Below are 9,940 nucleotides of genomic sequence, written 5' to 3' on the forward strand. Positions count from 1 at the left end.
TTTCAACGGAATAACTCTCATAGTAAATACTTTCTGATACAGTATCACTACATAAACTAGGTGTAGTTCGGTCATACATATCCTTAATATCGCTTTCTATGAGTGCTATTCTTGATTGAATGTAGTAAGTATTAAATCTAGTGAACAATTCATAATCGCTAACTTTCTCTTGAATAATTTCAATCGCTGCACTCACTACATCACCTTAAATCTCAGTTTTCTTTAATGCCTCATATCGTTTCATACTGCCCTCGATATGACGCTTGATACTTAGTAATGCTAATTCCTTTTGTTCTTTCGACTTTATCCAGAAATAGCCTCTAGTATCTTTCTTGTAGCTATATCCGATTGGATAGCCATAATCTACAACTAAACTATTAATAGTATGTTGTAACCATCTTTCATTGCTTTTAGTAAACTCCATATTCAATTGATTGAATATATTTTGTTTAGTAATAATATCGTGCTTAGTATTGCGTAATACATTTAATACTTTAATATGATCTTGAGTTAATTCTTTTTCAATTGTTATTGTCATTATTTAATACCTCATTTTTTTAGTTATTTTGAACAGACCTAATTAAACGAAGAGGTAATAAACGATAATCTAGTGAACTTACATTTTTAACTATTGTATTAGTGATTTCAGAGAACAAGAAAACCAATCAAATTATATAAAAGTATAATTACTTCTATAACACTATTATACTAAATTTACACTTAAATTACAAACTTATGTTCGTATTTTAATGATTTTATAGAACTTCTTAACATCCCATTTAACACTGATATAAAAGTGTTTATAGCACATTTCATATACTTTCATACATATCCTTTTAGAGAACAAAAGTTCGTATTTTACCTAAACTCAATCTAAAATCATTAACAAATCTTAACAATTACGATTTACATACAAAAAAGCCATGCACCTACTAAGTGCATGACCGATAAATTTATGCTTTCACTTTATTGTAATAAGAGTGTTTCAATTCCTTTAATCGTTCAATTAATACTTTACTATCATCTGCATTAGCCTTTTCATTCTGAATAAATTCAGTAATAATTTTCAAGCCCTCAACTAATTCTGGTTCTGGCTCATTAATGCCAGTAGCTAACTGATACAACATTTCCATATTACCTATAACATCTGCATTACTAGTTTGAACACCCTCAAGTTCATCTATATTAAAATCTCTACTCATATAATCGAACATGTCACTATTATTGCTTTCTGCGAATGTCTCCAGTCCATACATGAAATAATCATTATCAAACATGAAACTAGCCATCATATCGCTTATAGTGTCATGTGTGCCATCTGGTATTTCATAACCTGCATAATGACCCTCGATACTCTCTATAAGTCTCTCGGTATGCTTTTCTGAGGCTATCTCAAAAGATTTTCTCACTTCACAATCTTTTATTAATACATGAGCGTACATTTTACCTTTATTTACTAGATACACAGTATTAAATGGATCATTATATATCTTAAATGCAAAAGGTAATTTATAACTACTTTCACACAGTCCAGTAAAATACCTTAATAGTGTTGCTGCTCTAGTTTCAAATTCATTTGCTATAATTTCAACGTTCATTTTATTCCCTGCTTTCTTTTAATGTAATTTAAATAGTTTTTAGTTCTTGCAGCTACTAATTCAAAACTGCCATCTGCTATTGTTCTATACGATACTCTTTTATCATTCTTAAAGTCGTAAGTTTCACGCCATGCTATCCACTTAGTCCCAAAGTTTTCAAGATACAATGTTGAGATGCGACTAATTGAGCAATAATATATTTCTTCAGATATTCCAACTAATAAACCTAGTTTTCTTAATTCGTCATCTATATTAAATTCGTAATGAGTTTCTTGCACTGTTATATGAGGCCTCCCACTCTTCTAAAGTAAATTCATCACCATTTGCTTTAACATCACCAATAATTACTTTTAGAGGCTCTATATCTACGTTACATTGTAATGCGTAACTAATAGCCTTATATACATCATTATTACGTTCTATGCTTTCACCATTAATTACACGATTGTATGCCTCTTTACCTAGTCCACCTTTACCAGTATGTTGTAAATGATTGAAATTGTGATTAGGCAACACACTTTTTACTGAGAACTTTTCCATAGTCTGTTGTAGGTAATTCCCATGTTTTGAAAATATACGATCTTCAAATTCACCATCATAAGCGATTACTTTTTTCTTATTACTTGTGTATATTCCTTTAGCTGTTTTACTTCCAGCTAATACAAAATAGTTATTATCATGTGCTTTAATGTCTACTGATGGTAAATATCCTATTTTCTGAGCATATTCAACGCCCTCACGTTTTTTAAATATTACATGTTTTCCTCCACTTGCTGTTGTCTGCACTAGCGTATTTTGTGCATTAGAAACAAACTCATCATAGTAAGGAATGTCTTTCAAACTATCAAAGCCACTTTCACCATTTACGTGATTAATATCAATGTCGATACACCATAAACCACGAGTAAGAACACCTAATACATTTGTGTTTGCATATGCTAAAAAGTGATTATCTATAAAATCATCGTCAATAGTTACATTCTTAAATGATACTGTTGGCTTTTTATTATCGTTTAAGGGTACAACTTGCACATCTTTACTAAGTAGATATTTTGCTGCATTGTACATTTTCATGAGAATACCTCCAATAGAACACTAACCCTTTAAACTCATTATTTTCTCTATACATACATCTATTTATTTATATATAAAATATGCTAAAGAATATTTAAGTTATAAAGGTTAGTGCCTGTTATTAAAGTGATTTCAAAGTTAGTACAAAGGTTAGTAAGAGTTAAACTAACCTAAGTTTCAATTAAATCTAAAGCCATTTTGAATAGTTCTTTATTTTCTACAATATGAACTTTAGTATTTTGTCCCTCTATCCATTTTTGCTTATTGATAGCTACTCCTATTTTTTTCATATCTTCTTTTGCTTTTTTATATTTTAGATTTTTATAATCTTCTTCAATAGTTTTTTGTAGTATCTCATCACCTGAAAAAATGAAGTCCTGTTTAGATAACGTTTCTAGTATTAAGATTTGAGTGTCCGTCAATTCATCTTCGGTGTAATAGTTTTTAAGTGTTACGTTATTGAACTTAAATTCTTTGCCTATTTGTTTAAGATACTCAAGACTTAATATTAAAAATGATACTGACGCATTGACTGAGTTTTTCCCGTTAGGCTTAACAAAGTCCCAAAATGGTTTAAATACTTTATAACGTTCTTCATCAGTTTCGTTCTTTGGTCTATCCTTAAATGCAATCTTAACTGTACGTGTTCTATTTGCTGTAATTTCACCAGTATCAACACTTTCATTAGTATCTAAAATTAACACTGCATTATTTTTAAATTTAACGTTATTTCGCTGTATGCCACGCCCTGAAATATTTTCACCAGTAGCTATTTTGCGTAATATTCTCATCATGCTTTTATTAATTTCACCTGTTTCATTTGCATGAGCAATATCTGCACCATAAAAGTTAAGCCATTCATTTGCAGCCTCAAAGCCAGATGATAATAAGCTATCAAAATTGACTTTATTTACATTTAGAAGTTTCTCAAAAGTTTCCATAAATAAACCTTTACCAGATCGGCCAAAGTCTTTGATTAAGAACCATTTTTCAGCTTGAATAAGTTTCATTTTTCGATACATAGTATAAGCATGTACCAACATTAAATTATTTTTACTGCGTTCATTGTCACTTACTAAGTCAAAGAATTGTTTTGCTAGGTTAGTGTTTATATTCTTTTTATCTACATCATATTTAATGATATAGTAATCGTTACTAGTAATTTTTTTATCTACAAATTCTAATTCTTTGCAATTATATATCCAATCATTACCTGCAATAGCGTAAGGATAGATATTATACTGATAATTTGTCTCTAAATGATTTCTGTATACTTCAAGCATGACATCAAGAAAATCATTAATGTAGTATTTCTTATCTATTGAATACTCCAAAGCAAAGTTAGTATTATCTATAATTTCATACTGATTATTTTTCAACTTAATAAAGCTATCTAATTCATTTGAGTAAATAACTTTTTCAGAAATCAAATCAACTATAAATCTGGCATAGTTATTACCTTTACTATACTTAAAATGTGCTTGTTTATTTTCCTCACCGTTTTCTATTGTTGTTTTGACTGAAATAGTCCCGTAGACTGCACCAATTTTTTTGGGTTCTATGGTATAATTTAAAGTGAGATTATTAATGTAATCACCTACAAAATCATCTTTTTTACAGTGATAAACATTTCCTTTATTTTCATTTGATTGATTTTTTGTTGAAATTGACGCAAAATTTATCCTTTTACTAATTTCTTTAATAGGTGATAAATTAGGCGTATCAACGTAATCTAATTTCGAATGAAACTCATGATGTTTTTTATATAAAGAAACTTCGTCCATTTTAATCAGCCTTTCATTTTTGTGTTTTAAGAATAAGCACAGAAATGTTATATTATTCCTGTGCTTTTGATTTGAAAATTGCACTTACTCAGCGTTATCTGATTTAGTCGCCAAACTATTCGCATCAGATGACGCTTTTTCTATTTCTTTAAATCTTTCAATGAGTTCACCAAACTCTTTTTGATAGATCAACATTAAATCAATTGTATGTGCGTTTTTAATTCTATGTTCATGGTATCTATATCCATGATTTAAAATATCCTCTTTATTTAATACGTGGTTAGGTTCATGAGTGAAATAATCATCATTAAACCAAACAAAAGATGTTACTACATCATCTATTCTTTCTTTTAATACTTCTAAATCACACAACGCATTATTTAATTCAAAATTCATTTACTACTCCTCCAAACTTTTAACAAAAATTGTCATTTCTTCAATAGCTATTTTTAAGTTTTCAATATCATCTAAAGTTAAGAATTTACCAATATTAGAACCTTCGTAAATGATAGGAAAATCTGTAAAAGTTTCTGTTGCTGATATTAAATTTTCATATTCTCGATAATCTGCAAGAATTTTTGAAATTTCATTATCACTTAAATATGGATATTCACTTTTAATAACTGATAAATTTTTAGCATGACGTTTTTGTAATAATTTAACCATTTTACTAGTATGTTTTTTTCCATTCGCCATATGCTCATAGTTCAATTTGCCTTTAATATTTTTAAAATCTTGATTAGTTAAATTTTTCATTTTTTCATTTTCCTCTCTGAAATTATTTGTTGTGTTTAATTTTTGATTAATGTTCATTTACTGCTCCTCCATTTTCTTCAATATTTAATGCTGCAATCACACTACCTAACATGTAAATTGTGAAAGCTACATGTATTCCTAAAAGCCAACCACTAAGGAATGAAATTACTGAAATTAACATTAGTTTGAATAAAAATTTGGCCATGTTATCCCACCTTCAATCTTTTTATAAATATTTTTTGTGTTTTGCTTTCAAATACTTTTCAAACTGTTCTACGTTCACAAGCGTTAGCGTGCTACTAATGTCGATATACATATCTTCAATACCTAAATTGTCATCTTCGTAAGACTTTAGAAGTCGGTAGAAAGTTGAATAACTAATATTGAAAATTTCACAGATTAATTTTGGCTTTGCGTATTTCACTGGAAATACGATTTGCTTTTCTTCAAGTGCAGTATTCTGTTTAGTTGGTAAATCTTGTAATTTAGTATGTGCCATTTTTATGCCTCCTCTTTTTGTTCAATTTCAAAAATTTCACTTATTTCTACATTTAAACCATTAGCAATTTTTTTAGCGTATTTTCCACTAGGAATTACTTTGAGGTTTAATACATCACTTAAATAAGGTGCTGATAAATTATTAGCGATAGAAAAACTTCTAAGTGAATGTCCTTTTTTAAACATTAATAATTTTATAATTTCTGTTTTTGGTTTTATATTCATTTTCTCACTCCCCTCATAATGTAACTAGATAGGGTTACATTTTTGATTACAAATACATAATATAACTATTTTAGGAACATTTCAAGAACATTTTTTTAATTTAATACTAAATTTAACTTTTTTTGTTACAATAATAAGGAGGAGGTAGAAAAATGGAATTATTTGCAATGAGTGACTCTCATGGAAGATTAATACAAAGTTATAGAAAACAAAAAAATATGACGCTTGTTGAATTAGGTAAAAAAACAAATTTATCTCATGCATATCTAAGTAAAATCGAGAATAATAAAGCTACTCCTTCTAGAGAAGTTTTAAAAAAAATAAGCGAAATACTTGATCCAGATGGTAACAAGGATTTATTCAATAAATTAGCAACTGCTACTGGTAAAACTCATCAAGTTGAAAAAGATAGTGAAGTATACAAATGGTTGCTTAAATCTGGAAGAATTAAAGAAAACGGATTAGGAAAAATTGAAGTTTTAGAATACTCATATTTTAAATTGAATTACATTCTAGAAGAATGTAAACCACTTGTTTACGATGTTAAAAAAGAAATTGAAGGTGAATCTCTGGCTACTATACCGTTAACAGAAAGAATGATTAATAAAATCTATGCAGCTATTAATACAATTGTTTTTCAAGAATTAGTTGAGAATCCTGATTTATTAAATTCTATTGAAAATGAAGAGATTTTGAATAACCATGTGAGAAAACAAGAAGATAAATTACACCTTTTATCAAATTCAATAAATAATTTAACTTTAGAAGAATTAGCTATGATAATACATGATGACGATAAATTAGTTTAGGTAACTATATTTAATTAAATTTATGTGCAATCATTTAACAGTAAAGCGTGACGAACAATTTCTAATACACTATAGAAAAACGAATATAAAGGGTAATAAAAATTAGGGAGCATACATATGAAAAAATTACTAGGAACATTATTTGCAGCTACGCTTGTTTTAAGTGCTTGTAGTCAAGATGACGCTAAGGAAGATGAGAATAAAAAGGCAGAAAGTACTACTGAAAAGAAAGCTGATGATAAAAAAGAAAAGAAAACTAAAGAGGATAAAAAGTCTAAAGAAGAAAAGAAAACACAAGAAAACGAAGATAACAAGTCTACACAAGAAGATAGCTCTACTGAAGAACAAACTACACAAGAAACTGCTTCAAGTGAACAAGTTCATTCTCAACAACAAACACAACAAGCTAATAACACTCAACAAACTCCACAACAACAGCAAAATAACCAAAACTATAATCAAACTCAACAACCTAATCAAAATGTAAAGTTACCTAAAAATACAGAGATTGATGATCAGTATATACATGGTGAAGTTTCTAACGCCCTAGACCGTAAAACTGAAATCGAAAGACAAGCTAACGAAGATTATGAAAATGGGAAAATTAGTGAAAGTGAAATGATGAATAGACAACAACAAGCTTCCCAAATTTTAAATCAAGCAGTAGAAAATCAATATGGACCACAAGATTAAGTAAAAGGAGGCTCACTCACATGTGGCATCAAGAATTTGCTTATAATAATGACTCTTTTAACACATAACATTAAAATACAAATAATTAGGAGGACATTATGAAATTTGGTAAATACAAAATTGATGAATTTTATCTAATCATGATTGGTGGGTTTTTAGTAACTTCTATTTTTGTACCGTTCATGCTTATTTCAGTAGTGATAATGCTAATTATAGGATTGGAGAAAGAATAATAATATAAATAAAGGAGGATTTTATGTTAATACTCATCATTATTATATTTTTAATAAGTGCCATTTTGTATATATTAAGTTTCTTTTTAGCTCAAAATGAAGGTTTATATTATAAAAATAACTGTAGAACTATATCTATTATTTTTATTGCAATTGGGGTGCTTTGCTTAATGGGTTACCTTGTGCAGTATTTATCTTCGCATTATTTAGGAATATAAAACTTATCTTTTAGCGTCCTAGTGGCGGTTTAATATAAATATATAAACAAGGGAGGGATGCATAATGAAAAAATTCTTAGCATTAATTTTCGCAAGCACATTAATTTTAGGAGCATGTGATACTAAAGATGTGGAAGATAGCACAAAGAAAAGGAAAGATCCTAAAACTGAAGTGGATGATAAAGGTAGAGCTAAGGGTGAAAAAATTGAAAAAGAACTAAAATAATATTTCACAGATTAATTATTTCACCATTCTAGTGGCGCTTTAATATAAATTAAGGAGGAATTAAAATGTTCGAAAAATTATTAACTTCAATAGGTATAGAATCATTAGAAATAGACACTGTGTTAAAAACACAACAAGTTCATAGTAATGGTATATTGGACGGAAGCGTGGTCATAGAAAGCGGCGCATCTGAACAAACTATTAATCAGATTGAGCTTACATTAATTGAAAGATATGATAATCCCGATGAGCGAAGTCAATTTCCTATTTTAGATAACGAATTACAAACATTTACTTTACACGTAGACCGTAGTATATGTGAAAATACCAAAGAAATTGAACATTTCCATTTTAATATTCATGAACTAGAATTTAAAACTAATCCTAATAAATTGATTTTAAAAACACATGCTTACCTTTCTCACTCTGTTGATGCTTACGATGAAGATGAAATAAAGTTGATTGATTAATTGTATTCTATTTTTTCAACATAAATAAAGGAGGTTGAGAGATGGAGTTAAAATTAACAGATAAAGAGGTAAATGATTTATTATTTTTAAGTAAAGAAATATTGGAACAATACAATATAAAATTAGAAGAAAACTGCAAAGGCGAAATAAATATTACTTCTCCAAAAATACCCACAAAATTTATTTTAAATTATTTTATAAGACCTGGGAAAGCTACTTTGAATTTTAGAGAAACTCAATATAATACATGTTTGTTAAGAATCAATTTAAATGATGGTTTTCACAAAAATTCAAACAACCATATAGTCAGAGGAAATAGAATTAATATTTTTTCTGAAGAAGAATATAAAAAGAAAAATGACTTATCAACACATATGGTAGCCTACCCATTACCTTATAAAATTTTTGAAGATAGTTCAGATTTCGTAAAACAATTATTCTCCGTTTTAAGATATACTAATACTAATCATAATGATAAAATTTATATCGAAACTAAATTTCAATTAGGGTGGTGATACTATGAATGACAATGAAATTAAATCTATTAGCGAAGATTACTTTAACTATTTAAAAAAAGAATCTAAATTCGTACCTTTAGAAAATGAAAGTATTGAATTCTATTCACCAATTGTAGATTATTTTGGTGATTCGATTTCAGTTAACATCTCTAATAACATTGATAATTATCTATTGACAGATTATGGTGAGACGCTATGGAATTTGGAGCAATTAGGCATAGATTTAACTAGTCATAAAAAACAAAAAAAGTATCAGTTCCTTAAAAATATAATCGAAAGTAACAATTTAGTTCTGGAAAATAAAAAAATACAACAATATATTGACAGAAAAAAACTACCTCAAGCCATACATGATTATGTTTTAGCTATTTCGGAGATAAGCAATTTAGCTATTTTAAAGAAAGATAATATAAAATCTCTATTCAGAGATGAAGTGATACAATATTTTTTAAAAAATCGTGAGACTTATCCAAACGTCTTCATTGAGTTTAAAGTTGAAGGTAAATCAAAGCTCACTCATAACTTTGAGGCAGTTTTTCCAGGTAAAACCACAGAATATGTAAAAACCATTAAACAGATTAATAAAAATAGTGCAAAAAATCTCCTTTTTGATTGGGAAGATGTTGAAGAATATAGAAGCAAAATGTACGATTCTAATGCAAGATTAAACATTATTACGGAAAATGAAGATGAAATAAGTGATTCAGTAGCAACTATGCTATCACGGTATAATGTTGAAGTATTACCGTTTGACGATAAAAGAAAAATAAAAAGAAAATTTAGCAATCTTTAATTTAGGGTAGCTCGCCTACCCTTATTATTTTTTTACCTTTTTAGG

17 protein-coding genes and 1 pseudogene are annotated in these 9,940 nt (G+C 28.2%); 7 read left to right on the forward strand and 11 right to left on the reverse strand.

Going from position 1 to position 9,940, the window contains the following annotated elements; genetic code table 11:
• From HMPREF3265_RS10960 to HMPREF3265_RS11005, 11 genes and pseudogenes are all read right to left on the reverse strand, one after another.
• Positions 1 to 196 (reverse strand): annotated as a pseudogene (locus HMPREF3265_RS10960) (hypothetical protein); the annotation flags it as partial.
• A 9-nt stretch (positions 197 to 205) separates the two neighbouring features.
• Positions 206 to 538 (reverse strand): hypothetical protein, encoded by a 333-nt coding sequence (locus HMPREF3265_RS10965; protein ID WP_053028396.1) that lies wholly within the window; start codon positions 536 to 538, stop codon positions 206 to 208.
• Between the two features lie 415 nt (positions 539 to 953).
• The gene (locus tag HMPREF3265_RS10970; protein WP_070839976.1) at positions 954 to 1,598 is read right to left on the reverse strand and encodes a pathogenicity island protein; all 645 of its coding nucleotides are present in this window, start codon (positions 1,596 to 1,598) and stop codon (positions 954 to 956) included.
• Positions 1,595 to 1,876 carry a hypothetical protein gene (locus HMPREF3265_RS10975; RefSeq protein ID WP_049390900.1) on the reverse strand — a complete coding sequence of 94 codons (282 nt, stop codon included), beginning with the start codon at positions 1,874 to 1,876 and terminating at the stop codon, positions 1,595 to 1,597. The genes HMPREF3265_RS10970 and HMPREF3265_RS10975 overlap by 4 nt, the downstream gene beginning before the upstream one ends.
• Complete coding sequence (locus HMPREF3265_RS10980; protein ID WP_070678981.1) at positions 1,851 to 2,672, reverse strand: bifunctional DNA primase/polymerase; 822 nt, start codon at positions 2,670 to 2,672, stop codon at positions 1,851 to 1,853. Before HMPREF3265_RS10980 ends, HMPREF3265_RS10975 begins: the two co-directional genes overlap by 26 nt.
• A gap of 170 nt (positions 2,673 to 2,842) precedes the next feature.
• Positions 2,843 to 4,456 carry a phage resistance protein gene (locus HMPREF3265_RS10985; protein ID WP_070678979.1) on the reverse strand — a complete coding sequence of 538 codons (1,614 nt, stop codon included), beginning with the start codon at positions 4,454 to 4,456 and terminating at the stop codon, positions 2,843 to 2,845.
• 84 nt (positions 4,457 to 4,540) lie between these two features.
• Positions 4,541 to 4,852 carry a type II toxin-antitoxin system toxin TscT gene (tscT, locus tag HMPREF3265_RS10990; RefSeq protein WP_070839979.1) on the reverse strand — a complete coding sequence of 104 codons (312 nt, stop codon included), beginning with the start codon at positions 4,850 to 4,852 and terminating at the stop codon, positions 4,541 to 4,543.
• Between the two features lie 3 nt (positions 4,853 to 4,855).
• Positions 4,856 to 5,269, reverse strand: coding sequence for a pathogenicity island protein (locus HMPREF3265_RS10995; RefSeq protein WP_070839981.1), 414 nt, complete (start codon positions 5,267 to 5,269; stop codon positions 4,856 to 4,858).
• The gene (locus HMPREF3265_RS12685) at positions 5,259 to 5,417 is read right to left on the reverse strand and encodes a hypothetical protein (RefSeq protein ID WP_176746486.1); all 159 of its coding nucleotides are present in this window, start codon (positions 5,415 to 5,417) and stop codon (positions 5,259 to 5,261) included. The genes HMPREF3265_RS10995 and HMPREF3265_RS12685 overlap by 11 nt, the downstream gene beginning before the upstream one ends.
• A gap of 21 nt (positions 5,418 to 5,438) precedes the next feature.
• The gene (locus tag HMPREF3265_RS11000; RefSeq protein WP_070678974.1) at positions 5,439 to 5,711 is read right to left on the reverse strand and encodes a helix-turn-helix domain-containing protein; all 273 of its coding nucleotides are present in this window, start codon (positions 5,709 to 5,711) and stop codon (positions 5,439 to 5,441) included.
• Positions 5,712 to 5,713: 2 nt separating this feature from the next.
• Positions 5,714 to 5,935: a helix-turn-helix domain-containing protein gene (locus HMPREF3265_RS11005; RefSeq protein ID WP_070678973.1), complete on the reverse strand. Its 222-nt coding sequence runs from the start codon at positions 5,933 to 5,935 to the stop codon at positions 5,714 to 5,716.
• A 152-nt stretch (positions 5,936 to 6,087) separates the two neighbouring features.
• On the opposite strand from HMPREF3265_RS11005, the gene HMPREF3265_RS11010 reads away from it, so the two are divergent.
• The 7 genes from HMPREF3265_RS11010 to HMPREF3265_RS11030 all read left to right on the forward strand — a co-directional run bounded on the left by HMPREF3265_RS11010 (position 6,088) and on the right by HMPREF3265_RS11030 (position 9,895).
• Complete coding sequence (locus HMPREF3265_RS11010; protein ID WP_070861675.1) at positions 6,088 to 6,744, forward strand: helix-turn-helix domain-containing protein; 657 nt, start codon at positions 6,088 to 6,090, stop codon at positions 6,742 to 6,744.
• 117 nt (positions 6,745 to 6,861) lie between these two features.
• Positions 6,862 to 7,437 carry a hypothetical protein gene (locus HMPREF3265_RS11015; protein WP_070678969.1) on the forward strand — a complete coding sequence of 192 codons (576 nt, stop codon included), beginning with the start codon at positions 6,862 to 6,864 and terminating at the stop codon, positions 7,435 to 7,437.
• 98 nt (positions 7,438 to 7,535) lie between these two features.
• A complete protein-coding gene (locus HMPREF3265_RS13035) occupies positions 7,536 to 7,670 on the forward strand; it encodes a hypothetical protein (RefSeq protein WP_256262261.1) in 135 nt (44 codons plus the stop codon).
• 282 nt (positions 7,671 to 7,952) lie between these two features.
• Positions 7,953 to 8,114 carry a hypothetical protein gene (locus HMPREF3265_RS12690; RefSeq protein WP_176743794.1) on the forward strand — a complete coding sequence of 54 codons (162 nt, stop codon included), beginning with the start codon at positions 7,953 to 7,955 and terminating at the stop codon, positions 8,112 to 8,114.
• A gap of 65 nt (positions 8,115 to 8,179) precedes the next feature.
• Positions 8,180 to 8,584 carry a sporulation protein gene (locus tag HMPREF3265_RS11020; RefSeq protein ID WP_070839987.1) on the forward strand — a complete coding sequence of 135 codons (405 nt, stop codon included), beginning with the start codon at positions 8,180 to 8,182 and terminating at the stop codon, positions 8,582 to 8,584.
• A 41-nt stretch (positions 8,585 to 8,625) separates the two neighbouring features.
• Positions 8,626 to 9,099: a DUF6978 family protein gene (locus HMPREF3265_RS11025; protein ID WP_070834835.1), complete on the forward strand. Its 474-nt coding sequence runs from the start codon at positions 8,626 to 8,628 to the stop codon at positions 9,097 to 9,099.
• Between the two features lie 4 nt (positions 9,100 to 9,103).
• Positions 9,104 to 9,895, forward strand: a complete 792-nt coding sequence (locus tag HMPREF3265_RS11030; RefSeq protein WP_048761968.1) for a DUF1828 domain-containing protein — start codon at positions 9,104 to 9,106, stop codon at positions 9,893 to 9,895.
• Positions 9,896 to 9,940: the final 45 nt, after the last annotated feature.

It is taken from the genome of Staphylococcus sp. HMSC62B09 (assembly GCF_001839115.1).
GTDB lineage: Bacteria > Bacillota > Bacilli > Staphylococcales > Staphylococcaceae > Staphylococcus > Staphylococcus haemolyticus.

Bases quoted from the DNA above. Each gene is read 5' to 3' on its own strand.
- HMPREF3265_RS11015 (WP_070678969.1), top strand. From the start codon at position 6,862: ATGAAAAAATTACTAGGAACATTATTTGCAGCTACGCTTGTTTTAAGT.
- HMPREF3265_RS12690 (WP_176743794.1), top strand. From the start codon at position 7,953: ATGAAAAAATTCTTAGCATTAATTTTCGCAAGCACATTAATTTTAGGA.
- HMPREF3265_RS13035 (WP_256262261.1), top strand. From the start codon at position 7,536: ATGAAATTTGGTAAATACAAAATTGATGAATTTTATCTAATCATGATT.
- HMPREF3265_RS10965 (WP_053028396.1), bottom strand. From the start codon at position 538: ATGACAATAACAATTGAAAAAGAATTAACTCAAGATCATATTAAAGTA.
- HMPREF3265_RS11010 (WP_070861675.1), top strand. From the start codon at position 6,088: ATGGAATTATTTGCAATGAGTGACTCTCATGGAAGATTAATACAAAGT.
- HMPREF3265_RS11000 (WP_070678974.1), bottom strand. From the start codon at position 5,711: ATGGCACATACTAAATTACAAGATTTACCAACTAAACAGAATACTGCA.
- HMPREF3265_RS11005 (WP_070678973.1), bottom strand. From the start codon at position 5,935: ATGAATATAAAACCAAAAACAGAAATTATAAAATTATTAATGTTTAAA.
- HMPREF3265_RS11025 (WP_070834835.1), top strand. From the start codon at position 8,626: ATGGAGTTAAAATTAACAGATAAAGAGGTAAATGATTTATTATTTTTA.
- tscT (WP_070839979.1), bottom strand. From the start codon at position 4,852: ATGAATTTTGAATTAAATAATGCGTTGTGTGATTTAGAAGTATTAAAA.
- HMPREF3265_RS11030 (WP_048761968.1), top strand. From the start codon at position 9,104: ATGAATGACAATGAAATTAAATCTATTAGCGAAGATTACTTTAACTAT.
- HMPREF3265_RS11020 (WP_070839987.1), top strand. From the start codon at position 8,180: ATGTTCGAAAAATTATTAACTTCAATAGGTATAGAATCATTAGAAATA.
- HMPREF3265_RS10970 (WP_070839976.1), bottom strand. From the start codon at position 1,598: ATGAACGTTGAAATTATAGCAAATGAATTTGAAACTAGAGCAGCAACA.
- HMPREF3265_RS10995 (WP_070839981.1), bottom strand. From the start codon at position 5,269: ATGAACATTAATCAAAAATTAAACACAACAAATAATTTCAGAGAGGAA.
- HMPREF3265_RS12685 (WP_176746486.1), bottom strand. From the start codon at position 5,417: ATGGCCAAATTTTTATTCAAACTAATGTTAATTTCAGTAATTTCATTC.
- HMPREF3265_RS10980 (WP_070678981.1), bottom strand. From the start codon at position 2,672: ATGAAAATGTACAATGCAGCAAAATATCTACTTAGTAAAGATGTGCAA.
- HMPREF3265_RS10985 (WP_070678979.1), bottom strand. From the start codon at position 4,456: ATGGACGAAGTTTCTTTATATAAAAAACATCATGAGTTTCATTCGAAA.